Source organism: Bradyrhizobium sp. 27S5, from assembly GCF_037217225.1.
GTDB lineage: Bacteria > Pseudomonadota > Alphaproteobacteria > Rhizobiales > Xanthobacteraceae > Bradyrhizobium > Bradyrhizobium septentrionale.
In genome coordinates this window covers 7838750-7862500 of the sequence record NZ_CP147714.1, presented here as the reverse complement: position 1 = coordinate 7862500, position 23751 = coordinate 7838750, and the positions used below count along the sequence as shown (strand labels likewise).

Sequence of the window (23751 nt, the reverse complement as noted above, 5' to 3'; positions counted from 1 at the left end):
CGACAAGCTGATGGAAGAGTTCGGCGGCAGCGACGACAACTGAGCTGTCACTGGAACCAAAAATGAGCCCCGGAGAAATTCTCCGGGGCTTTTTTTGTATCTCAAACCACGTTCGGCTCAGGTCCGCGTGCGCATCCGCATCATGAAGCTGTCGAACGAGAGCTCGGCGACCTGCATCCAGGCCAGCGATTCGTTGCGATAGGCGGCGAGGCTCGAGTACATCTTGCCGAAATGCGGATTGCTCTTGGCAAGATCGGCATATATCTCGTTGGCCGCGCCGTAGCAGGCTTCCAGCACTTCCTGCGGGAACGGGCGCAGCTGCGCGCCGGCCACGATCAGGCGTTTCAGCGCCGGCGGATTGACCGCGTCATACTTGCCGGTCACCCAGGTGAAGGTGTCCTCGGACGCGGCTTGCACCGCCGCCTGATAGTGCTTCGGCAGCGCGTTCCACTTGTCCTTGTTTATCACATTGTGGCCCTGGCCGGTGCCTTCCCACCAGCCGGGATAGTAGTAGAACTTGGCGACCTTGACGAAGCCGAGCTTCTCATCGTCATACGGCCCGACCCATTCGGCGGCGTCGATGGTGCCCTTCTCCAGCGCCGGATAGATGTCGCCGCCTGCGATCTGCTGCGGCACGCCGCCGACCTTGGCAATGATGGTGCCGGCGAAGCCGCCGACCCGGAATTTCAGCCCCTGGAAATCCGCCATCGACTTGATTTCCTTCCGGAACCAGCCGCCCATCTGGGCGCCGGTCGAACCGGTCGGAATGCCGATGCAGTTGTATTCCTTGAGCAGGTCGTTGAGCAGATCGGTGCCGCCGCCCCACTGCAGCCACGAAATATGCTGGCGCGTGTTGAGGCCGAACGGCAGCGACGTGCCGAACGTGAAGGCGGGATTCTTGCCCCAGTAATAATACAGGGCAGTGTTGCCCATCTCGACCGTGCCGTTGGAGACGGCGTCCAGGACCTGCAGGCCCGGCACGATCTCGCCGGAGGCAAAGGACTGGATCTGGAAACGGTTGTCGGTGATCTCGGCGACGCGCTTGCAGAAGAATTCACAACCGCCATAGAGCGTATCGAGCGCTTTCGGCCAGCTTGCCGCGAGCCGCCATCTGACTTCGGGCATCGATTGTGCGACCGCCGGTGCCGCGACCGCCGTCGCAGCCAGGCCGACGCCGCCTGCTTTCAAGAATTCACGACGCTTCATGCAATTCCCTCCTGTTTGCCGATAGCTCGACAAGGGAACGATCTTGGTGCCGTCTTTTCTTCGCCGATCGATCGACGTTGCTGTGGTGAGTGTGTCCGGCGACCCTCGACGGGCTCTTGTCCGTGGAAATCCGAGTCTCTGGTTCCACCGGTCAGGATGATCGTTTGCCGGAGGAAATCAAGCGCCTGCCTTCATCGCAGGTGCGAAGGAAATCGGACGCAGACGGATTTCGTCCGGCAGGCGCCGCGACGGACGCTGCCGCCCATGCTGCGATCTGCTACGCAGGACAGGTGGATTGATGGGAGTTCGAAGACATGGCCAAGAAAGTCGTGGTCGCCGGCGCGACCGGCCTCGTGGGCAGCGCCGCCTTGCGACACTTCGGCGCATCCGGAGATTGCGAGCGCATTGCGCTGTCGCGCCGCAAGCCGCGCGATCTCCACGGCGCGCGGCACGTGCCGATCGATCTCTCCAGCGCGGAGGATTGCCGCCGCGCCGCGGCCGAGCTCGGCGGCGCGACCCACCTGATCTATGCCGCGCTTTATGAAGCCCCGAGCCTGGTCGATGGCTGGCGCGATCCGGAGCAGATCGCAACCAACGACCGGATGCTGCGCAATCTGATGGGCGTGCTCGAGCCCGTCGCGCCCGATCTCAAGCATGTCGCGCTGCTGCAGGGCACCAAGGCCTATGGCGTGCACGTCCGGCCGCTCACGGTGCCGGCGCGTGAGGGCCGCTCGGAGATGTACGAGCAGCCGAACTTCTATTGGGCGCAGGAGAATTTCTTGCGCGAGCTGCAGCGGGGCAAGAACTGGTACTGGAGCATCCTGCGCCCGGTCTTGATCATCGGCGAAGCCATGGGCGGCGCGATGGACCTGATCCCGCCGCTCGGCGTCTATGCCGCGGTGCTGCGCGAGCAGGGCAGGCCGCTGGATTATCCCGGCGGCGCGCCGCGGGTCGCGCAGGCGGTCGACGTCGATCTCCTGGCGCGGGCGATCGCCTGGTCGGGCGATGCGGAGGCTGCGCGCAACGAAGCCTTCAACGTCACCAATGGCGACGTCTTCACCTGGGAGAATATCTGGCCGGCGGTATCAGATGCGCTCGAGATGGCACCGGGCCGCCACGTGCCTTTGTCGCTGGCGCAGGAATCTCCAAAATGGATCGCAGTATGGGACGAGATGCGGAACAAGCACGATCTGATCGCACCTGGTCTCGAAGAGTTCGTCGGCCTGTCGTTCCAATATGCCGATTACAGCATGCGCTACGGTCAGACCGAGTCCGGCCCGCCCTCGATCGTCTCGACGGTGAAGATCAACCAGGCCGGCTTCACCGAGATGATGGATACCGAGGCGATGTTCCGCAAATGGTTCAAGCTGGCGAAGGCGAGCCGGCTGCTGCCGTGAGCTCAGCCCCCCGCACTCTCTCGTCTCCCTCGCCCCGCTCTTGCGGGGAGAGGGCGGGGTGAGGGGCTCCATCCGGTGAGCACTTCGCGGCTCGTTGCGCAGTGTGCCTTGCCCCTCACCCGGATCGCATCTTGCGATGCGATCCGACCTCTCCCCGCAAAGCGCGGGGAGAGGTGAAGAGCAGCCTCGCTATGAGCTGAGTGGACGAAGACGCTAGCGCGAGAACACCTTCTCCATCGCCTTGCGCGTCTTGATCGTGTCGTTGGCCTCGTCGACCTCGACATCGCTCCAGCGCACCACAGCGCCGTGTGCGACGTCGTTCTTCAGCTTGACGCGATGGGCGAGCCCGATCGGCAGTGCGCCGGCGGCGAGGCTGGCGGAGGCGGGCATCAATTTGCCCCACACCGTGTAGCCGCCTTCGCCGTCCAGCATCTCGCCGGCGCGCAGGTTGCGCTTGGCCACCGCTGCGACGTCGCCGCGGAAGCCGCGCGGCTGTCCGGTCGGCTCGTTGCGCAGCGCCGCCGACAGCACGGAAATATTTAACTCGAGCCCGATCAGATGATACGGCTTGTACATCGCGGCATAGCGGCCGGACGAATCGGTCTTGAGGCCATACTGCCTGAAGCAGTCCGCGGCATAGTCGTTCGGCGCCTCCAGCACCACATAGACGCCCCAGCGCAGATCGCGGAACACCGGACGGCCGTCGCGCTCCAGCGACGACACCACTTCGACGATGCCGGATTTCTCCAGCACGCCGCCCTTGTCGCGCGGCCGCATCACATGCGGCAGGTCGTCGACGCCGCAGGGCGGAAACAGCAATCCCTCCGAGGGAACGTCGAGCGTGCAGGCATTGGCGATCGCAGCCATCTCGATCGCCGATTTGGTGCCGTCGAGGAAGGAGTTGAACATCTGCGGGTTCATGCCGGCCGATTGCGCCTCGCCGGCGGTGAGCCCGTAATGCTGCCACACGCCTTCCGGCGTCACGTCATGATAGGCGGGCAGGTATTTGGTGCCCTTGCCGGCGGCGACGACGCGAAAGCCGGTGGCACGCGCCCAATCGACCATCTCCGCCGTCAGCGCCGGCTGGTCGCCATAGGCAAGTGAATAGACCACGCCGGCCTTGCGCGCTTCCTCGGCGAGCAGCGGCCCGGCCAGCACATCGGCCTCGACATTGACCATCACGACATGCTTGCCGGCTGATATCGCCGCGCGGGCATGGCGGATGCCGACGGCAGGATTGCCGGTCGCTTCCACCACGACATCGAATGCGCCGCCGGCGATGGCGCGCGCGCCGTCGTCGGTGAAGGTGGTCGCGCCGATCCGCGCGTCGTCCCAGCCGACCGTACGGCACGCCTCGCGGGCGCGGTTGCGGTCGAGATCGACGATGACGGGTACCTCAAGCCCCGGCGTGTGCGGCACCTGCGACAGGAACATCGAGCCGAACTTTCCGGCGCCGATCAGGACGACACGAACCGGCTTGCCGGCGGCGGCGCGGGTTTTGAGGAGGTGATGCAGGTTCATGATGGGTATCCGGGATCATTGCCGTGTCCCGGACGCGGTGTGGCACGAAGTGCTGCTCCGCAGAGCCGGGAACCATGGAGGAAGTTGAACTAGAGTGGGGCTCAGCAGCGCATTGCTTCGCGCTGCGCTGCGTCCGGGGCACGAGAGAGTTTACTCCGCCGCCTGCCGCGGCGCACGGGCGAGCCGCAGCAGCGCGTCGTCGGCCACGGTCTGGATCGGCGTGAAGTCGCGGTGCGCGATGTACTCCGGCCGCGTCGGGGTGCGGATGTAGTTCGAGACCGCGTTCAGCGTCAGGTACACGATCTTGCGCGGGTAGGGCGTGATGTTGCCGCTCGAGCCGTGCACCAGATTGCCGTGGAACATCAGCATGCCGCCGGGCTTGCCGGTCGGGGCAACGATGCCGCCCTGCTTCACGAGGCGGGTCACCGTCTCTTCGTCCAGCGTCCACAGCGGGTAGGACGTGGTCTCGAGATCGTGCGACGCCTTCAGGTCGCCCGCGGTCTGGCTCTGCGGCACCAGCATCAAGGGGCCGTTGATCGGCATCACCTCGTCGAGGAAGATCGCGATGTTCATCGCGCGCGGCTCCGGCATGCCGTCATCGCGCTTCCAGGTGCCGTAATCCTGGTGCCACTGCCAGACGTCGCCGGTGAAGGCCGCCTTCGCGTTGATCTTGAACTGGTGCATGTAGACCTTCTCGCCGAAAAGCTGCTCGATCGGGTCGATCATGCGCGGATGCGCGCCGAGGAGGCCGAACGCCTCGTTGTAGAGATGCGCGGCGAAGGCGGTGCGCGGCGCGCCGCTCTTCTCGCGCCACACCTCGGGACGGTTGGCGTCATAGATCGAGACCGCCTCGCGCGCGAGGAAGTCGACCTCTTCCTGGCTGAACAGTTCGGGCAGGAACAGCCAGCCTTCGTGATGGAAAAATTCGACCTGCTCTTGGGTCAGTTTCATGGTGCTTTCCTCCTTGCTTGTTGTTGTCGTTCCGGGGCGATGCGACAGCATCGAACCCGGAATCTCGAGATTCCGGGTCTGGTGCTGGCGCACCATCCCGGAATGACAGCGCATGTTTCACGCCGCCACGTCGATCGCTCTCAGCTTCTCTTCCGTCATCCGTCCGGCAGTCTGCGCATGTGCCAGCGCTGCGGCTTCCGCGGCTGCGGCATTGCCGGAGAAAACATGCGCGGCGATGGTCTCGTGTTCGGTCCAGGCGCTGCCGCGGTAATCCAGCTCGGCGAGCACGGTCGCCATCGAGCGGCGCATATGCGGCCATTGCGGCGCGATCATTTCCTCGATCGCGGAATTGCCGGCGAGCCGATAGATCGCGCTGTGGAAGTCGACATCGAGCGCGATCAGGCGTGCCAGCGGCACGTTGTCGTCGATCGTGCGTCCGGCTTCGAGCGCGGCTTCGAGCTGGGTGCGTGCAACGGAATCCTCCTTCACTCGCCTCGCGGCGAGCCGCGCCGCCAGCGCATCGATGGCGCCGCGGACCTCATATAGCTCGCGGATGCGCCGTGGATCGAGCTGCGTCACCTCGAAGCCGCGCTTGCCGCTCTCTGCGACGAGGCCCTGGCGATGCAACAGATGCAGCGCATGCGAGATCGGCTGGCGCGAGACGCCGAGCTTCTCGGCAAGCTCGTTCTGGGTGATGCGCTGGCCGGGCAGCAGCGTGCGGTCGATGATCGCTTCGAGCAACCGCCCGTAGACCTGGTCGATGAGGTTCGGAAGCGGGTCCAACGGGATCATGCCATCAGTCCATTTGGAATACGGAATTCCGTATTCGAAAAGGAGGCTACTGCCGGTTGTGCGAGTGGTCAAGGCTCCAATTCGCGGCGGAGCTAAGCGATTGAGAGTTCGACAGTTTTATGAGACTTGAACGAGTCCAGCGTTCGCATCGGCTCCAGTGATCAGCCAGCCTCAATCGCTCAGCGAAGCTCGCTCTCGCGGTTGGGGGCGAGCGTACGTCTGCCTGATTTCGGAATATTGGAAGAATGCCCGTGAGTTGCCCGACGCGTCAAGGTGCCTGGTCGAACGCCGGCCACCGGCTACTTTGCATGGGGTTGTTTTCGATATTTTGGCAACGCCTCCCCGCAAGGGATGCTTGCGGGAGACGAGTGGCCCCGGCTGCCGGCGCGAAAGATTGGCGCTGCTGTCTCAGCGCGATACCGTTGTGCGCTCTCGTTCCGCTACTTTGCCTTGCCCAGCTCCATCAATATCCGTGTCATCAGATAGAGCCGCGGCACGATCGAGTTGGTGTCGATGTATTCGTCGCGCGCGTGATAGCCCCAGCCGGCGAGGCCGAAGCTTTCGACGACGACAGCCTTGCCGCTGCGCGCGGCGTAGCCGGCGTCGGTTGCGCCGCCGGTCATTTCCGCAATGTCCAGCGTGCGCCCGAGCTCAGCATAGATCGTCTGTCCCTCTTTCGCGAGCGCGCGGCCGCGATCGTTTGCCACGAAGGGCGGACGGCCCGCCGCGACCTTCACCGTCACTTCGGTGTCGGCGATCAGCTTGTTCTTTACCTTCTCGTCGAGCGCGGCTTGCAGCTTCTCGACTCCATCAGGAATGGTGAGGCGGATGTCGGCGCCGGCGCTGGCGTGGTCGGGGATCTGGTTGCGCACGGTGCCGGCCTTCGCGGTGGTCCAGTTCAGCTGCGTGCCCGGGATTGATTTCGCGACGTCCTGGGTCTGCAGCAATTGATGCGCGAGCTCGATCAGCGCGTTGCGGCCGAGCTGCGGCGCGGCGCCGGCATGCGAGGCCTTGCCCTTGACATCGATCGTGCCGGTCGCGGTGCCGCTGGCGCCGAGCAGCAGACTTTCATTCCTGGCGACCGGCGGCGCAACCGTCGGCTCGCAGGACAACACCACATCGTGCTGATCGGCGAGCTCGGCGATGATCTCGCCGGAACCGATCGAGCCGACCTCTTCATCCGGATTGAACGACACGGTGAGCTTGGCGTAGTCGCGCCAGCCCGCATCGTTCAGGATCTTGAGCGAATGCAGGATGACGGCGATGCCGCCCTTGTCGTCGGCAATGCCGGGCCCGTAGATCCTGTTGCCGTCGACCTTGTAGGGCTGGGTGTCGAGGATGCCGTGCTCATAGACGGTGTCCATATGCGCAATCAGCATCAGCTTCTTGCTGCCGCTGCCTTCAAAGGTGCCGATCACCAAGTCGGCGCCGGCGCCGCGCGTGGTCTTGCGCCGCTCGATCTTGGCGCCGAGCGCCTTCAGCCGCGCTTCGGTATAGTCGGCCATCTTCTTCAGGCCCTCGACATCGCTGGAGCCCGACTCGATCAGCACCATGTCGTGCAGGCTCTCGATCACGGCCGGCTGCGCTTGCTCGGCAGCCGCGCGCAGCTTTTCGTCTGCGGCCGCAAAGGCGGGGGACGAGGCGAGGGCGAGGGCGAACAGGCCGGCCGACGCGAGCAATTTGATGGATAGTTTCATGATCGTCCTCCCTTGATGGCGCGGGAGAACGATAGCATCGCGACCCTTCAGCCTCCAGCCGCGTCAGGCGCGGTCGAGCACTTCGACATCGAGTGTTTCGATCGCGGCGGTATCGGCGGTCGCATCGATCGCCGCGATCCTGTCGCCTGAAATCGTGACCCGCAGCACGACGCGCAGCGCGCCGCCGAAGATGACGGCAACGCCGATCTCGCCGTCGACCAGCGCGGGCCGCGCCGCCTGCGCGCGTCCCTTGAAGCTTGCGGCGACCGCTGCGGCGCCGCGGATCACCGGCAGCGAGCCGAGCCGCTGCGCGGCCTGATCGGCATGTACCACGACATCAGGCGCGAGCACGGCGAGCAGCGCTTCGAAATCTCCGTTGCGGGACGCGGCGAGGAAAGCCTCGACGATGCCGCGCTGCCGGTCGAGATCGGCATCCGGTGCGGGTGGCGCGCCCTGCACGCGGCGCCGGGCGCGGCTGGCGAGTTGCCGCGCGGCGGCCGGCGTGCGCCCGACGATCGGCGCGATCTCCTCGAACGGCACCGCGAACATGTCGTGCAGCACGAAAGCCAGCCGCTCCGCCGGTGCCAGCGTTTCCAGCACCACGAGCAGCGCCGCGCCGACGGCGTCAGCCATCTCGGTCTCGCGTTCGGATGGATTGTCTGCGACCGATTCCGGCACATGCGGGCCGATCGGCTCCTCGCGGCGTGATTTGCGCGAGCGGAGCATGTCGAGGCAGATGCGCGCGATCACCGTGGTCAGCCATCCCCCGAGATTGTCGACCGCAGCAGTGTCGGTGCGGCCGAGCCGCAGCCAGGCTTCCTGCACGGCATCGTCGACCTCGGCGGTCGAGCCGAGCATGCGGTAGGCCACGGCCCGCAAGCGCGGCCGGTTGGCCTCGAACTTCTCGGTGAGAGAATTTTTCTCGTCCATCGGTCACATTCCCTTTGTCCGCTCCGTCATGGCCATGACGAACGAAAGTGGGCCGATGTGACAGCAGATCGGCGCGGCGACGTCAAAAAGCAAATCAGGAGAGTGACATGATGAAAGCCCGCATGAACCACCCGGTGATGGTTGTTCCCGATGCCATGAAGGCGCTGCAGGCGCTCAGCGAGAGCACCAAACAGGCTTTGCCGGAAAAGCTGCTCGAACTGGTCCATCTGCGCGCCAGCCAGATCAATGGTTGCAGTGTCTGCGTCGATATGCACCCAAAACTCGCGCGCCGCGCCGGCGAGACCGATGAGCGGTTGTTCGCGGTCGGCGCCTGGCGCGACACGCCCTATTTCACCGACGCCGAGCGCGCCGCTTTGGCGCTGACGGAAGCGGTGACCCGGCTCAGCGACCGCGAGGATCCGGTGACGGATGCGGTATGGGACGAGGCAGCGAAGCATTTCAACGAGCAGCAGCTGGCATCCCTGGTGCTGGGGATCGCAGCGATCAACGTCTGGAACCGGCTGAACGTCGCCGTGCGCCAGCCGGTCGGTGTTTGGAAGGTGTGAGCCGCCTTCTCGCCAAGCAGGTGGTAGACCCTCTCCCCTTGTGGGAGAGGGTGGCGCGATAAAGCGCAGCGGCATCGCGCCGGGTGAGGGGTTCTCTCCGCGGAGACAGACCCCTCACCCGGATCGCATCTATCGATGCGACATAGCCGAAGCTTCGCTTCGGCGTTCTTGAAGACGGCCGCCGGAGGCGGCCCATGCCTCTCCCACAAGGGGAGAGGTGCACTGCCTATGCTGCCAAAAACTCCAGCACGATCTCGCAGTATCGTTGCGGCGCCTGCTCGAACATCGGATGCGTGGTGCCCGGGATCATCTCGGTGCGTGCACCCTTCACATTGGCGGCGAGGGCGTGCAGCACCTTCGGCAGCCCGCCCTTGGTGTTGGCGCCGCCGATGAACAGCGTCGGTGTCTTGATCGCCTCCGCATCTGCCTTCGAGAACGGCGGGCGCTGGTCGCGGGTCTGGCCGATCAGCGTCGTCGCGTTGTCGCGCAAGAGTTGCTTGGAGGTTGCCGGAAGCCGCTTCCAGGCGCCGGGGCCTTCGAGCGCGTCCATGAAGATCTGCAAGCCGCCATCGATGTCGCCTCCGGCTATCACGTCGGCTGAGGCCGCGATCCGCGCCGCAAGCGGCGAGGGGCCGGGCTGGAAGTCGGGATCGAGCGTGCCGTCGAGCTCACCGCCGGGCTCGGCCAGGACGAGCTTGCGCAACAAATCCGGCCGCCGCTGTGCGACGCGGAAGCAGATGTGGCCGCCGCGGGAATGCCCCATCAGGTCGACGGGTCTGGTGTCGAATTGCTCGATGAAGGCGATCACGTCGTCGACATGCTGGGCGATCGAATAGGTGTCGCCAACGCCGTCCCAGTGCGCCGGGAAGAAATGCCTCAGGCTGACTGCGATCACGCGATGCCGGCGCGTCAACGGGCCGAGCACCGCCGACCAGATCCGGAAGTCGCATAGCGAGCCATGCACGCAGACCAGCGGTGGGCCCTCTCCGATATCGAGATAGGGCATGTCGAAACCGTTGACGTGGAGGCTTTGCATTTGGACTCGCGCAGGGGCAGCAGATGTTGTTGATTTGACCCAAGTTCCCACGGAATTCGGGTGGATAGCAACATTCTCCAAGCCTAGATTTCAGGTCAGCAGCAGGCTCAAGCGCGTGAGCCGAAGGAATATCTGGAGCGAGCCATGACCGGCCAGCATTTTGCGATCTTCGAGACCATGATCGGCGCCTGCGGCGTCGTCTGGGGCGAGCACGGCGTCACCGGCGTGCAGCTGCCGATGGGCACCGAGGAGAAGACCCGCAAGCGGATTTTTCAGCGCAACGGCGACGTCACCGAGGCGGCGCCGCCGGCCGAGGTGCAGCACGCGATCGACGGCATGATCGAGCTGCTCGCCGGCAAGCCGAACGACCTCGCCGACATCGTGCTCGATCTCGACGGCGTGCCGGAATTCAACCGCGGTGTCTACGACATCGCGCGGAAGATTCCGCCGGGCAAGACCGTGACCTATGGCGATATCGCCAAGCAGCTCGGCGGCGTCGAGCTGTCGCGCGACGTCGGCCAGGCATTGGGCCGCAACCCGTGCCCGATCGTGGTGCCCTGCCACCGCGTGCTGGCGGCCGGCAACAAGCCGGGCGGCTTCTCGGCCAATGGCGGCGTGGTGACCAAGCTGAAGATGTTGCAGATCGAAGGCGCGGTCGTGAACCACACGCCGAGTTTGTTTGATTGAGCGAAGGCTCTATCTGCTCCCTCTCCCCGTTCTTCACCGGGAGAGGTGAGCCGAGCAAGCGGCGATACTACGTCATCGTCTCACACACAAACCCGTTCCCCTTCCGCCTGATCTTGCCGACCGAGGGCGAGGGGAAATGCGCGGGGCAGCACAGCGTGTCGGTGTCGCAATAGCGCTCCAGGAAACTCCGCCGCGTCGTCGCGGCCTGCGCCTGGTCGACGTCGAACTTCGCCGACAGCTCCGGATAATGCGTCTGGATCGGCGAGTGCATCAAATCGCCGGCGAACACTGCATCGTCCTTGCCGCGGCCGAAGGTGAAGGCGACGTGGCCCGGCGTGTGGCCGGGCGTCGGCAGGATGCGCGCGTGGTCGCCGATCGCAAAATCATTGCCGACGATCGCGGCACGCTTGGCCTCGACCACCGGCAGCACGCTGTCCACGAATGGTGGCACCTCGGCTTTCGCGTTGGTCTCGGTCCAGTAGTCGAACTCGGTCTTGTCGAACACGTAACGCGCGTTCGGGAAGGTCGGCACCCAGCGGCCGTTCTCCAGCCGCGTGTTCCAGCCGACATGATCGACATGCAGATGGGTGCACATCACGTAATCGATGTCGCCGACCGAAAAGCCGGCCGCCGCGAGGCCGCGCAGATAGCTGTCGTCGGTCTTCATGTTCCATTTCGGCCGCGCCGGCCGCGGCTTGTCGTTGCCGATGCAGCTGTCGATCAGGATGGTGTGGTGCGGCGTCTTCACGATGTAGGACTGGAACGCCAGGATCAGCGTGTCGTTGTCGTCGAGCGCGCCCGCTTCCTTCATCCAGCCGCTATTCTCGGCAAGCAGCTCCGGCGTCAGCCCGGGCAGCATCTCGTGCGCGGGCAGGAATGTGGTCTCCTGCTCGACGATGCGATGAATAGTAAGGTCGCCGGCGGCAAATTTCAGGCTCATGGTGATTCCTTGAAAATATCAGTGCGCGTCACGTACGGCGGGAATGATGATGTTGGTGAGGATATCCATTGCCGCAAGGCCTTCCTTCGGTTGGCCGTACTGGGCTGCCGTCGTCATCATCACAAGGTCAAGATCGGGCACGGCGATGATGCGCTGGCCGCCCCAACCGAAGGCGCCGGCCCACTTGACTTCCTTCCCCGCGGAAAATGATCGCCCCACCCACCAGTGATGGCCATAGAACAGCGTGCCGCCGAAATAGCCGACCGCCTGGAAGTGCGGTGCGATCGACTGGTCCATCCACTCGGCCGGGACGATCTGCTGCCCCTTCCATCGCCCGTGGTCGAGCACGAGCTGGCCGATCTTTGCAGCGTCGCGCGGCCGCAGCCTGAGGCCGGACGCAGCAGCGATCTTGCCGTTCTTGTAGGTCTTCCATTCGAAATCGGTGGTGCCGAGCGGCGCGAACAGCACCTCGCGCGCGAACGCCTCAAGCGATTTGCCGGAGACCTGCTCGAGGATGTTGCCGAGCAGATCGGTGCCGCCGCCATTGTAGGTCCATAGCGTGTCCGGGGGTGCTGCGATCGGCTTGGCCAGCACGTAGCCGATCGGATCGACATCGAAAGCGAGATGCGGTTCGTCGTTGTTGGGATCGATCCACGGCAGCGTCTCGTCCCATTTGATGCCCGATGACATCGTCAGCAAATGGTGCAGCGTGATTGCGTCCCAGCCGGCCGATTTCACCTGATGATGCTCGGGAAAGAATTTCACCACGGGCTCATTGGCGCTGGCGATCAGCTTGCGGTCGATGGCGATGCCGACCAGCAGCGCCGTCACGCTCTTGGTTGCCGAGCGCATGTCGTGCTTGGTCGTCGCGGTGAATTCGATGCGACCTTCGGGCTGGCCCCACGGCTGGTCGATGCCGGCAAAATACTGCTCGAATACAAGTTTGCCGTGACGTGCCACGACAACGGAATGCACCTCGCTGCTGCGCAGACTGAGCCGCGCGGCGATGCCGCACAGACGCTCACCATCCATGCCGACGCTTTCCGGCGAGGCAATCACCCAACCGTCGTCGAGCGCGGCCGGCGATCCGCAAGGCTGGCGTTGTCCTGGTGTCATATCGTCGGCCCTCAGATTGGCGATTGAGGCCGTCAACGCGAGCGCGAGGCTCGCGCCGAGACGTGAGAGGCGGGGGAAGCGATGGCGCATCGTCATTTCTCCCCGGCTTCCTCCGCTACGCCGCAGGCGGCGCCGAGATCTTCACCGACGGCCGCTCCAGCATTCTCTGGTAGAAGGCGTCGAGCTTGGGATAGGCCTTGCGCCATCCGCAATCGGCGAAGCGGAAATCCGCATAGCCGAGCACGCAAACGAGGCCGATCTGCGCGATGTCGAACGACGAACCGTCCAGCACGTCCGGCCGGTTCTCGAACCGCGCCATGCCGGCCCAGGCCCTGTTCCAGTGATCGTCGTACCAGGCCTGCCACAGCGAGCCCTGTGGCCGCACCATCTTCTCGTAGCGGCACAGCAGCATGGAATCGAGCATGCCGTTGATCAGCGAGTGATCGGTCTTCAGCTTCCAGCGCCGCGGGCCGTAGCCCGGGATCAGCCGGCCGCCGCCGATCTCGTTGAGATATTCGACGATCACGTAGGAATCGAGAATCACATCGCCATGGTCGAGGATCAGCACCGGCAGTTTCTTCAGCGGCGAGATCTTCGAATATTCATCGTTGGCCTGTCCCGGCGCGACGCTGGCCGGCACCAGCTCGATCTTGTCGATCAGGCCAAGCTCGATCGCCGCGATGCGCACCTTGCGGGCGAACGGGGAGGCGGGAGAGAAGGTGAGTTTCATGGAGAACTCCTGCGAAGATTCTTTCCGCCGTCATGCTCGGGCTTGACCCGGGCATCCACGTCTTACTGTTGCGAGGCGACTGAGACGTGGATGGCCGGGTCAAGCCCGGCCATGACGCATTGGTGGTGCGGTTTCCCGCCGCACTCACGCAGCGACGATTTCCTGGCGCTGTTCGCCGAGACCTTCGATGCCGAGCGTCACGACGTCGCCGACATTGAGATATTGCGGCGGCTTCATGCCGGTGCCGACGCCGGGCGGGGTGCCCGTGGTGACGATGTCGCCGGGCAGCAGCGTCATGAACTGCGAGACGTAGGAAATGCACTTCGCCATGGTGAAGATCATGGTCGAGGTCGAGCCCGTCTGGCGGCGCTGGCCGTTGACGTCGAGCCACATTGACAGCTTCTGCACGTCGGCGATTTCGTCCTTGGTGGCGAGCCACGGGCCGACCGGACCGAACGTGTCGTGCGACTTGCCCTTGGTCCACTGTCCAAGGCGCTCGATCTGGAAATTGCGCTCGGAGACGTCGTTGCAGATGCAGTAGCCGGCGACGTGGTTCAGCGCGTCGGTTTCCGAGACATACTTGGCGCGGGTGCCGATGATCGCGGCGATCTCGACTTCCCAGTCGAGCTTGGTCGAGCCGCGCGGCTTCTCGACCGCGTCATTCGGGCCTGACAGCGCGGTGTTGGCCTTCAGGAAGAAGATCGGCTCGGACGGGATCGGGTTGCCGGTTTCCTTGGCGTGGTCGGAATAGTTCAGGCCGATCGCGACGAATTTGGAGATGCCGGTGACCGGGGCGCCGAAGCGCGGCTTGCCGGAGACGGCGGGCAGGGAGGCGGCATCGAGGGCGGCAAGCTTCTTCAGCGAGTCCGGCGAATAGGCGTCGCCGGTCAGGTCCTTCAGGTGGGCCGAGAGGTCGCGCAGCTGGCCGGATTTGTCGATCAGACCGGGCTTTTCCGCACCCTTTTCGCCATAACGAACAAGCTTCATGTTGATCACTCCCTACGATGTCCTGAGGATTGTTACTGGTATACCTCGACACGCTTCATGGAACAGCGCGCCGGGAAATTCAACCGCCATGAGCGCGCTGCATTGCTGCCAAGCCTTATTTCAAGGCCAGTTCGGGCCGATCAGCCCAGCGCGATGAAGCGGAACGCGTCGCCGTCGCGCTGGATGTGGCCGGCGCTGAAATGCCCGCCGATCACCAGCGTCGGCGTATCGGCAAAGCGCGAGAACAAGTCGCGCCGCGTCGCGGCCGACTGCTTCGGATCGGAATCCACGGTCGCAGACCAGTCGAGGTGATACATCTGGCAGGGATGATGCGCGGCATCGCCGGTCAGCAGCGCTTGCTCGCCGCCGGACTTGATGTGGATGCTCATGTGGCCGGGGCTGTGACCCGGCGTCGGGATCAGCGTGATCTCCTCGGTCAGCCGGTGGTCGCTCGGCACCAGCTCGGCCTTGCCGACATCCGCGATTGGTTTCACGGAGTCCGCGAACACGGCGGCGTGGGCGGGATCATCGCTGTGGTCGCGCCAGTGCTCGTATTCGGTCTTGCCGAACACGTAACGCGCCTTGCCGAAGGTCGGCACCCATTTGCCGTCGACGAGCTTGGTGTTCCAGCCGACATGGTCGACATGCAGATGCGTGCACAGCACGGTGTCGATGCTGTCAGGGGCGAATCCGGCCGCGGTCAGCTTCTCCAGGAACGGATCGCTGCGGTTGTTCCAGGTCGGTACATTGCGGCCCTGCTTGTCGTTGCCGAGCCCGGTGTCGACGATGATGCGGTGCTCCGGCGTCTCAACCAGCAGCGAATGGATCGACATTTTCAGCCGGCCCTCCTCGTTGGCGAAATGCGGAATCAGCCACGGCAGGCTCAGGATCTCTTCCCGGAGGGCGAGCGGCAGGATGAAGCGCGTGCTGCCGACGGTCTCGAGCTCGACGACTTTTGTGATCCTGACCTTGCCGATCGTCCATTGCATGCGGCGTGTCCTCGGTTTTTTTGTTGCTCTGTCGCCGGACCATGCTTGCTTCCGCGTGGCGGCGCAATGGATCAAGTCGGCGCTTCCTGCATCAGCCCAGCGACTACCGCGCGCAGTCGACGATCACGGTGCCGACCTTGTCGCCCTTCTCGACGGCGAGATGGGCTTCTGCCGTCTCGACCAGTGCGAATTGCGCGGCGATGTTGTGCACCCGGGTGCCCGACTCCAGCCATTTCGTGATATCGGCCTGCGCGGCCGCGAGCAGTGGCGGCGGCAGTGCGAACAGCACCAGCGCGCGCACCGTGATGCATTTCTCCATCAATTCGCGCACCGGCAGGGTCGGCGTGCGGTTGCCGTTGGTGGCGTAGACCGCGATCGTCGAGTTCATCGCCATGATCTTCAGCGTGGTCGCGAGATTGCCGCCGAAATCGACGTCGATCACGCGGTCGACGCCGCTGTTCTCGGTGAACGCCATCACCTTCGAGACGACGTCCTCGGTCCGGTAGTTGACGACCGTGTCGGCGCCGGCGAGCCGCGCTTCGACGTCCTTGACCTGCGAGCTCACGGTCGCGATCACCCGCGCGCCGCCCCATTTCGCGAGCTGCACGGCATAGTGGCCGACCGCGCCGGCGCCGCCGGTGACCAGCACCGTCTGCCCGGCGATCGGACCGTCCGCATACAGCGCGCACCACGCGGTCATGCAGGGGATGCCGAGCGTAGCACCGGCCGCGAACGACACGTTCTGCGGCAGCGGCGTCACCAGATAATCGGCAAGCGTGATGTATTCGGCCGCGGTGCCGAAGGCGCGGCCATTGCGCTGGCCATTGAACAGCCAGACCCGGTCGCCGACCGCAAAGCGGGTGACGCCTTCACCGACCTGGTCGACGATCCCGGCGCCGTCGCTGTTCGGGATCACGCGCGGAAATTCCATCGCGCGATAGTTGCCGCTGCGGCGGCCGACATCGGCCGGATTGACGCCTGAAGCCTCGAGGCGAACGCGGACCTCGCCGGGGCCGGCCTCAGGTGTCGGCATCTCGCCGACGGTAAGCACCGTCGGCGCCGCGCCTGTCCGCTCGTACCAGACTGCCCTCACAGCGTGCCCGGGAAGGCACCGCCATCGAGCAGGATATTCTGCCCGGTGATGAAGCCCGCCTTGTCACCGCACAGGAAGGCGCAGGCGTAGCCGAATTCATCGGGGTGACCGAAGCGGCCGGCGGGGTTCAGCTTGGCGCGCTCGGTCATGACAGCCTCGATCGAAAGGCCGCGCTTTTCGGCTTCCGCCTTGCCGGTGCCACGCAGACGGTCGGTGTCGAACGGGCCCGGCAGCAGGCCGTTGATGGTGACGTTGTTGATCACGGTCTTGCGCGACAGGCCGGCGACGAAGCCGGTGAGGCCGGCGCGGGCGCCGTTGGACAGGCCGAGAATCTCGATCGGCGCCTTCACCGCCGCCGAGGTGATGTTGACGATGCGACCGAACTTGCGCGCCATCATGCCGTCGACGGTCGCCTTGATCAGCTCGATCGGCGTCAGCATGTTGGCGTCGATCGCCTTGATCCAGTCGTCGCGGGTCCAGTTGCGGAAATCGCCGGGCGGCGGGCCGCCGGCATTGTTGATCAGGATGTCCGGATCGGGGCAGGCCTTGAGCACGGCCTCGCGTCCTGCCGGGGTCGTGATGTCGCCGACGATCTCGGTGACGGTGACGGCGGGATGGCCTTTGCGGATCTCGTCGGCGGTCTGCTTCAGCGCCTCGGCGCCGCGCGCCGTCAGCGTGACATGCACGCCCTCATTGGCGAGCGCGATCGCGCAGGCGCGGCCCAGTCCCTTGCTCGATGCGCAGACGATGGCGCGGCGGCCTTTGATTCCAAGATCCACGAGTTCCACTCCCTGTGATGTCGGGTCGGTTTGTAAGGTTTTGATGGCGCCAGTCTAGCCAAGCCCGGCGGCGCCGGTAAGGGAGGTGCAATGCATAAGTGCATGCCGGACCGGAACAGGCGGGCGAGCACCGTGGGTTAGATGTGTTGCTCCCGCCGCAACCGCTCGATCGCCATGGCGGCTTCGGGCGGCAATGAGCGGAATCCGGCCTGTCCGGCCGCGGAGAACAACGGCCGCAACTGCGATCCGTTGAGGAATTGCGGCTGCCTGGCAACCGGCACCAGCTGATCGAACACCACCACCAGCGTGGTCACGACGAGGCCGACCCTGATCGCGCCGAGCAGCGCGCCGCCGAGCCGGTCGCCGATCCCGATCTCCGCACCGATGGTGTCATCGAGCATCGTCCGCGCCATTTTCCCGAGGATGACGCCGATCAGCAGGAACAGGCCGAACAGCAGAACGCCGTTGGGCGGAAACGGCGACGACGGAAGCGTCGCGATGTGCGGCCCGATCATCGCCATCGCGGCGACCGCGAGCGGCATCGCGACGAGATAGGCCAGGATCGTGACCGCGCTGCGCAGCAGGCCCGTCGTGAAGCCGGTGACCACCGCGAACAGCAATCCGAGGGTCACGACAATGTCGAAGAGGTTCATGGAAAGGTATTCCCGGTCCCCCGGTTGATGAAACCGGCTTACATCAGGGACAATTGTAGTGATCAATCGTCCGCTTCAATCCGGCAACCTATGGATGTCCGGCCTATTCGATGTCGGTAAAGAAATCATCCTCATCGCCGGCGCTTCGCGGGGGCGTCATTGCCGGGCTTGACTCGGCCCTTCCACAGTCGTCATTCCGGGGCGCGCGTCAGCGCGAACCCGGAATCCATTCATCCACCGAGCCTGCGGCTCAATGGATTCCGGGTTCGCGACTTCGTCGCGCCCCGGAATGACAAAGTGGCTACCCCGCCCGCATCTCCGCCTTGATCATGTCGGCGGCCTTCTCGCCGATCATGATGGTCGGCGCATTGGTGTTGCCGCCGATCAGGGTCGGCATGATCGAGGCATCGACCACGCGCAGCGCTTCGAGCCCGTGCACGCGCAACTTCGGATCGACCACCGCAAGCGGATCGTCGGTGCCCATCCTGCAGGTGCCGACCGGGTGATAGACCGTGTCGGAGCGCGCCCGCAGGATGCTGCGGATGTCGTCATCGGTGCGGACATCTGATGTGAACATGTCCTTCTGCTGCAGGGCGCGCAGCGCCGGCGTGTCGAGCAGCCGCTTCGTCATCTTGAAGCCTGCGACCATGGTCTCGACGTCGCTGTCCTCGCCGAAGAAATTCGGATCGATCGCGGGGGCTGCCAGCGGGTCGGCGCTGTTCAGCCACACGCTGCCGCGGCTTGCCGGGCGCAGCAGGCAGACATGGCAGGAGAAGCCGGTGCCCCAGCGCGGCTTGCGGCCGTGGTCTTCCACCATGGCCATGCAGAAATGCAGCTGGATGTCGGGGACGTCGAGCTCAGGCTGCGTCTTCAGGAAGCCGCCACATTCGGCGACGTTCGAGGTCATCGGGCCGCGCCGCTCGCGTCGGTATTGCCCGATGCCCTTGATGATCCGCCCGATGCCGCTCCACGACAGCCCCGAGAAATAAGGCGCGTCGGACGCGAAGCCGAACACAAAATCGGGGTGATCCTGCAGGTTCTGCCCGACACCCGGCAGATGATGCACGCTGGCGATGCCGTGCTTGCCGAGCGCCGCGGCGTCGCCTATGCCCGACAGCATCATCAATTGCGGCGACTGGAACGCACCGGCCGAGAGGATGACCTCGCGCCGCGCCCGCAGCACCTTCTTCTGCTTGCCTTGCATGTATTCGACGCCGACGGCACGCTTGCCCTCGAAGATGATGCGCGTCGCCTGCGCCTGGGTCTCGATGCGCAGGTTGGGCCGGCGGCCCATGTGGGGATGGATGTAGCCGCGCGCTGCGCTCCAGCGCTCGCCATTCCTCTGGGTCACCTGGTAGATGCCGAGGCCTTCCTGTTCGGCGCCGTTGAAATCGTCGCGGATCCGGAACTGCGCCTCGCGCGCGCCCTGCAAGAACATCTCCTTGACCGGATTGTCGGACTGCAGGCCCGTGACGTTGAGCGGCCCGCCCTTGCCGTGATATTCGCCGTCGAGCTCGGTGTTGTGCTCCAAACGCTTGAAGTAGGGCAGGACGTCGTCGTAGCTCCAGCCCGTATTGCCGAGCGAAGCCCAGTGATCGTAGTCGGCGCGATGCCCGCGGATATAGACCATGGCATTGATGGCGCTTGAGCCGCCGAGCCCTTTGCCGCGCGGCTGATAGCCGATGCGGCCGTTCAGGCCCTTCTGCGGCACCGTGTCGAATGCCCAGTTGTTGATCTTGCCGGAGAGCATGAGAATGATGGCGCCGGGCGCGGTGACGACCCAATTGTCGTTCTTGCCGCCGGCATCGAGCAGCGCCACCGAAGTCGCCGCATCCTCCGACAACCGTCCTGCCACCGCGCAGCCGCCCGAGCCTGCGCCCACCACCACGAAATCGAGTGTGTCAGTCACGTTTCCCCCTTGCTTGTTCTTGTTCGTCATTCCGGGGCGATGCGCTAGCATCGAACCCGGAATCTCGAGATTCCGGGTCTGGTCCTTCGGACCATTCCGGAATGACGGCGTACGCGCTACGACAACAACCGCATCAGCTTCTCCAGCCGCGCGATCTTCGCGCCATAGGGCGGATAGAGATCGGCGAGCCGGTTGAAGCGCGAGCGGTAGAACACCGGCTTCTGCTTGGTCAGCGTCTTGAATCCCCATTCGCCGTGATAGGCGCCGGTGCCGGACGCGCCGACGCCGCCCATCGGCTGGTAGGCCTGGGCGAAATGGAACAGGCAATCGTTGACGGTGACGCCGCCCGACACCGTGCGCGCCAGCACCGCGTCGCGGGCGGCGTTGTCGGTGCCGAACCAGTACAGCGCCAACGGGCGGTCGCGCTTGTTGATGAAGGCGATCGCCTCGGTCGCGTCGCGCATGCCCATGACCGGCAGCAGCGGTCCAAAAATCTCCTCCTGCATCACGGTCATCTCAGGCGTGGCGTCGACGATCACGGTGGGCGGGAATTTGCGCCTCGCCTTCCACTCGGGATCGTTCGGCGTCGCCGGCTGCATGATGGTCGCGCCCTTCGCGGCGGCGTCGGCAACCAGGCCCTCCAGCCGCGTGTAATGCCGGTTCGAGACGATCGAGCTGTAGTCGGCGTTGGCGGGGTCGGTGCCGAACATGTGCTGCATGTGGCCCTGCAGCCGCATCGCAAAGGGCTGCACCGCGGCCTGCGGCACCAGCGCGTAGTCGGGCGCGATGCAGGTCTGGCCGGCATTGAGCAGCTTGCCATAGGCGATACGTTGCGCGGCTTCGTCGATATCGGCAGAGCCGTCGACGATCACCGGCGACTTGCCGCCGAGCTCGAGCGTCACCGGCGTCAGGTTGCGGCCACAGGCTTCCGCGACCAGCCGGCCGACCCGGGTCGAGCCGGTGAAGATCAGATGATCGAACGGCAACGCGGCAAAGGCCTTTGCGATGTCGTCGTCGATATCGGTGACCGCGAGCTCGGTGGTGTCGAACTTCTTCTCGATCACCTCGGCCAGCAGCTCGGCGAACCGCGGTACCAATTCGCTCGGCTTGATGATGGCGCGGTTGCCGGCCGCGATCGCGGCGACTGCGGGCGCCAAGGTCAGCTGCAGCGGATAATTCCAGGGCGCGATGATGCCGACCACGCCGAGCGGCTGCGGGATCAACCGGTTCTTGGCCGGCGCGAACTGCACCGTGGTCGGGATCCTTTCGGGCGCCATCCAGCCCTTGAGGTGCTTGGCCGCATGCTTGATCTCGCCGAGCACCAGCATGGTCTCGGCGATCGCGGTCTCGACGGTGGAGCGGTGGCCGAAATCGGCCGAGATTGCCGCCCCGAATCGCGCCTCGTTCTCGGTCAGCGCGGCGCGCAGGCGGCGCAACCGGTCGAGCCGCGCCTGCAATGTCGGCGCCGGCTCGCTCCGTGACAGCTCGATCTGGCGGTGAAAGGCTTCCTCAAGCGCATGCAGCCCCGGGCTCTTCAATGGCCGGTCCATGGCGTTCCCCTCGGCGTTCCCCCTCGGACGACGTTTCCTTGACGGATCTTGTTGGGCGCCAAGCTCCGCTTTTGCGCGTGATCTGGCAAGAGCGGGTTCCGGGCGGTAAATTTGCTAGGAAAACCACAGATTTCGGCGTCACAAAAACCTCAAAAACCCGCATCCGGGGCTTTCCAAACCGCACTCACGTTGATACATACCCCTCGCACCCGACGGCTTCGGCCCGGGTCGCCTTCTCAGGAAGCCTCCGGACGGATCGATCGGCGCCATCTGATGCGTTGGCCGACCGGCTCAGGCTCTCTTTCAGCAAGGCACGCAACGGTTTAACGCGGGGTGGAGCAGCCCGGTAGCTCGTCAGGCTCATAACCTGAAGGTCATAGGTTCAAATCCTATCCCCGCAACCAAGATCGACAATGGAAACCCAGCAATCTCAATGGATTGCTGGGTTTTTGTTTTTGAGTCGAACGGTCGCCCCGACAAGGTCAATGGCGCGGAGGGCTGGGCTCTCACGGCTCATCCGGCGAAAACGACCACCATCACCGATCCCCAAGTCGTCAGCAGAATGTTCGAGATCGGATAGGCGGGCGTATAGCCGAGCACCACCACAGAGCTACCCGAGCGCTCCTGAATGGCAGCCATCGCCGCCGTGACCGTCTGTGCTCCAGTCAACGCCCCCAGCAAGAGGATCGGATTCATGCGCAAGATGAAATGGCCAAAGCAGAAGCCGACGATCTGGGGCAGCAGGGTTACGATCATGCCGCCCAGAAGCAGGCCGATGCCCGACTCCCGTATCGCGGAAAGGAAGATCGGTCCGGCATGAATCCCGGTAAGGCCGACAAACGCCGCCAGTCCGAGCGACGTCATCAGGCTGATCGCGCCGTCGGGGATCCGGCCGAAATACGGCAGACGGGTGCGGAGATAGCCGACCAGAAGTCCGGCGAGCAAGGTGCCGACGCTGGTGCTCAGCGAGATCGTGACACCACCAACCGAAAAGCTCAGGAGAACGCCAACGAGGCCGCCGAGGAAAATCGCGAGTCCCAGCACCACGAAATCGATGGTGGTGCTCGGCGCAACGATGACGCCGATGCTCTTGGCTGCATTTTGCACCACCGGTTCAGGACCCACGACGCGAAGCAGATCGCCGCGCTGCAGGACGACGCCGGCAGCAATGGGAAGTGCCTCGCCACCCCGGCTCAGCGAGCGCAAATAGAGGCCGCGCGCCCAAGTCTGTTCCGAGGCCTGCTGGAGATTGCTGCCCGCGAGCTTCGGGTTGATCAGAAACACGTCGGCCGAGATCAGAGGGATATCGAGCAGCTCCTGGTCTTCGACCTCCTCGCCGCGCGGTTCGACCTGTTCCACGATGATCTGGCGCGGTGCGGACAGCGCGACGATATCGCCTGCCGCCAGCATCGTTCCAGGCTCCGCCTCGATGATGCGCTCTCCGCGGCGAATGCGATGGATGAACACGCGCTGCCCGGGCACGCGAGCTTCGGCGGCGGCAACCGTCAGTCCGGCGATCGCCGCGTGATCATCCAGCCGATAGGCGCGCAACTCGAACTTGCGCCAGGCGGACGCCAGGCCGGGCTTGGCGCGCGTGATGCCCAGGGTTTGCTCCAGCTTGAGCGCTTCCGTCTTCAGATCGATCTTCAGCAGCGCCGGAACAATGATCGTGCAGAATGTGATCACGCCGGCATAGCCGAAGATGTAGCAGACCGCATCGGCCACCGCGATGTGCGAGACAAGCAATGCGCGCTGTGCCTCGGACACGGGCAGCCCATTGATTGCGTCGGTCGCCGTTCCCATTGCGGCGCTCTGGCTCAGGGCTCCCGACATAAGTCCGGCCGCGAGGCCGGGGTCAAGTTTCAGCACGCGTGCCACGACGATCGCCGCCGCAAGACCGGTGAAGCTGACGACAATGGCCATCAGCATCGGCTTCAGCCCGTCACGCTTCATCGCCAGCACGAATTGCGGACCGACCGAATAGCCCACCCCGAACAGGAACAGCAGGAACAGGAACGATTTGGTCATGCTGGAGACCGGCACATGCGCGAAATCGCCGACCGCGAGGCCGGCGAACAGCGAGCCCGTCACCGGGCCAAGGCTGAAGGCGCCGATCCTGAAGCTTCCGATCCAGTAGCCCGCCGCGATCACCAGGAACAGTGCGAGCTCCGGATAACGGACGAGAAACTGCTGCAGCCAAATCACCATCGTTTCAACATCGT

22 protein-coding genes and 1 tRNA gene (1 of these 23 running past the window's edge) are annotated in these 23751 nt (G+C 64.7%); 5 read left to right on the top strand and 18 right to left on the bottom strand.

Annotated elements, in window-relative coordinates; translation table 11 throughout:
• A protein-coding gene (locus WDM24_RS37055) for a hypothetical protein (RefSeq protein ID WP_338829238.1) crosses the window boundary here: on the top strand, nucleotides 1-43 show its 3' portion. 566 nt of this gene lie to the left of the window's left edge; 43 of the gene's 609 nt are visible here — the last part of the coding sequence; its start codon lies off the left edge, out of view; the stop codon is at nucleotides 41-43.
• 74 nt (nucleotides 44-117) lie between these two features.
• Here WDM24_RS37055 and WDM24_RS37050 read toward each other — a convergent pair whose 3' ends face one another.
• Nucleotides 118-1206 (bottom strand): TRAP transporter substrate-binding protein DctP, encoded by a 1089-nt coding sequence (locus WDM24_RS37050; RefSeq protein ID WP_338829237.1) that lies wholly within the window; start codon nucleotides 1204-1206, stop codon nucleotides 118-120.
• A 314-nt stretch (nucleotides 1207-1520) separates the two neighbouring features.
• Between WDM24_RS37050 and WDM24_RS37045 the strand changes: the two genes are divergently transcribed.
• On the top strand, nucleotides 1521-2603 hold the full coding sequence (locus WDM24_RS37045; protein WP_338829236.1) for an NAD-dependent epimerase/dehydratase family protein: 1083 nt from the start codon (nucleotides 1521-1523) through the stop codon (nucleotides 2601-2603).
• 213 nt (nucleotides 2604-2816) lie between these two features.
• On the opposite strand, the gene WDM24_RS37040 is transcribed toward WDM24_RS37045, so the two are convergent.
• From WDM24_RS37040 to WDM24_RS37020, 5 genes are all read right to left on the bottom strand, one after another.
• Nucleotides 2817-4124, bottom strand: coding sequence for an NAD(P)H-dependent oxidoreductase (locus WDM24_RS37040; RefSeq protein WP_338829235.1), 1308 nt, complete (start codon nucleotides 4122-4124; stop codon nucleotides 2817-2819).
• 150 nt (nucleotides 4125-4274) lie between these two features.
• Nucleotides 4275-5075: a phytanoyl-CoA dioxygenase family protein gene (locus WDM24_RS37035; RefSeq protein WP_338829234.1), complete on the bottom strand. Its 801-nt coding sequence runs from the start codon at nucleotides 5073-5075 to the stop codon at nucleotides 4275-4277.
• A 117-nt stretch (nucleotides 5076-5192) separates the two neighbouring features.
• A complete protein-coding gene (locus WDM24_RS37030; protein ID WP_338829233.1) occupies nucleotides 5193-5867 on the bottom strand; it encodes a GntR family transcriptional regulator in 675 nt (224 codons plus the stop codon).
• A gap of 440 nt (nucleotides 5868-6307) precedes the next feature.
• Nucleotides 6308-7564, bottom strand: coding sequence for a M20/M25/M40 family metallo-hydrolase (locus tag WDM24_RS37025; RefSeq protein WP_338829232.1), 1257 nt, complete (start codon nucleotides 7562-7564; stop codon nucleotides 6308-6310).
• Nucleotides 7565-7627: 63 nt separating this feature from the next.
• The gene (locus tag WDM24_RS37020) at nucleotides 7628-8494 is read right to left on the bottom strand and encodes a sigma-70 family RNA polymerase sigma factor (protein ID WP_338829231.1); all 867 of its coding nucleotides are present in this window, start codon (nucleotides 8492-8494) and stop codon (nucleotides 7628-7630) included.
• Nucleotides 8495-8604: 110 nt separating this feature from the next.
• Between WDM24_RS37020 and WDM24_RS37015 the strand changes: the two genes are divergently transcribed.
• Nucleotides 8605-9060 (top strand): carboxymuconolactone decarboxylase family protein, encoded by a 456-nt coding sequence (locus tag WDM24_RS37015; RefSeq protein ID WP_166216634.1) that lies wholly within the window; start codon nucleotides 8605-8607, stop codon nucleotides 9058-9060.
• Between the two features lie 226 nt (nucleotides 9061-9286).
• On the opposite strand, the gene WDM24_RS37010 is transcribed toward WDM24_RS37015, so the two are convergent.
• Nucleotides 9287-10096: an alpha/beta hydrolase gene (locus WDM24_RS37010; protein WP_338829230.1), complete on the bottom strand. Its 810-nt coding sequence runs from the start codon at nucleotides 10094-10096 to the stop codon at nucleotides 9287-9289.
• Between the two features lie 144 nt (nucleotides 10097-10240).
• On the opposite strand from WDM24_RS37010, the gene WDM24_RS37005 reads away from it, so the two are divergent.
• Entirely contained in the window at nucleotides 10241-10783 is a 543-nt protein-coding gene (locus tag WDM24_RS37005; RefSeq protein ID WP_166299336.1) for a methylated-DNA--[protein]-cysteine S-methyltransferase, read from the top strand.
• A gap of 67 nt (nucleotides 10784-10850) precedes the next feature.
• Here WDM24_RS37005 and WDM24_RS37000 read toward each other — a convergent pair whose 3' ends face one another.
• From WDM24_RS37000 to WDM24_RS36955, 10 genes are all read right to left on the bottom strand, one after another.
• Complete coding sequence (locus WDM24_RS37000) at nucleotides 10851-11723, bottom strand: MBL fold metallo-hydrolase (protein ID WP_338829229.1); 873 nt, start codon at nucleotides 11721-11723, stop codon at nucleotides 10851-10853.
• Nucleotides 11724-11741: 18 nt separating this feature from the next.
• Nucleotides 11742-12929 carry a serine hydrolase gene (locus WDM24_RS36995; RefSeq protein ID WP_338829228.1) on the bottom strand — a complete coding sequence of 396 codons (1188 nt, stop codon included), beginning with the start codon at nucleotides 12927-12929 and terminating at the stop codon, nucleotides 11742-11744.
• Between the two features lie 25 nt (nucleotides 12930-12954).
• Nucleotides 12955-13569 carry a glutathione S-transferase family protein gene (locus WDM24_RS36990; RefSeq protein ID WP_338692327.1) on the bottom strand — a complete coding sequence of 205 codons (615 nt, stop codon included), beginning with the start codon at nucleotides 13567-13569 and terminating at the stop codon, nucleotides 12955-12957.
• Between the two features lie 144 nt (nucleotides 13570-13713).
• Complete coding sequence (locus tag WDM24_RS36985; protein WP_338829227.1) at nucleotides 13714-14556, bottom strand: fumarylacetoacetate hydrolase family protein; 843 nt, start codon at nucleotides 14554-14556, stop codon at nucleotides 13714-13716.
• A 140-nt stretch (nucleotides 14557-14696) separates the two neighbouring features.
• Complete coding sequence (locus WDM24_RS36980) at nucleotides 14697-15545, bottom strand: MBL fold metallo-hydrolase (protein WP_338829226.1); 849 nt, start codon at nucleotides 15543-15545, stop codon at nucleotides 14697-14699.
• A 103-nt stretch (nucleotides 15546-15648) separates the two neighbouring features.
• Nucleotides 15649-16638: an NADPH:quinone reductase gene (locus WDM24_RS36975; RefSeq protein ID WP_338829225.1), complete on the bottom strand. Its 990-nt coding sequence runs from the start codon at nucleotides 16636-16638 to the stop codon at nucleotides 15649-15651.
• Nucleotides 16635-17417 carry an SDR family oxidoreductase gene (locus WDM24_RS36970; RefSeq protein ID WP_029079681.1) on the bottom strand — a complete coding sequence of 261 codons (783 nt, stop codon included), beginning with the start codon at nucleotides 17415-17417 and terminating at the stop codon, nucleotides 16635-16637. The genes WDM24_RS36975 and WDM24_RS36970 overlap by 4 nt, the downstream gene beginning before the upstream one ends.
• A 137-nt stretch (nucleotides 17418-17554) precedes the next feature.
• Nucleotides 17555-18070, bottom strand: a complete 516-nt coding sequence (locus tag WDM24_RS36965; RefSeq protein WP_338829224.1) for a CvpA family protein — start codon at nucleotides 18068-18070, stop codon at nucleotides 17555-17557.
• Between the two features lie 301 nt (nucleotides 18071-18371).
• On the bottom strand, nucleotides 18372-19979 hold the full coding sequence (locus WDM24_RS36960; RefSeq protein WP_338829223.1) for a choline dehydrogenase: 1608 nt from the start codon (nucleotides 19977-19979) through the stop codon (nucleotides 18372-18374).
• A gap of 116 nt (nucleotides 19980-20095) precedes the next feature.
• A complete protein-coding gene (locus WDM24_RS36955) occupies nucleotides 20096-21529 on the bottom strand; it encodes a coniferyl aldehyde dehydrogenase (protein ID WP_338829222.1) in 1434 nt (477 codons plus the stop codon).
• Nucleotides 21530-21856: 327 nt separating this feature from the next.
• Here WDM24_RS36955 and WDM24_RS36950 point away from each other — a divergent pair.
• Nucleotides 21857-21933 (top strand) — tRNA-Met (locus tag WDM24_RS36950).
• Nucleotides 21934-22042: 109 nt separating this feature from the next.
• Here WDM24_RS36950 and aspT read toward each other — a convergent pair.
• Complete coding sequence (gene aspT / locus WDM24_RS36945; protein WP_338829221.1) at nucleotides 22043-23737, bottom strand: aspartate-alanine antiporter; 1695 nt, start codon at nucleotides 23735-23737, stop codon at nucleotides 22043-22045.
• Nucleotides 23738-23751 lie beyond the last annotated feature (14 nt).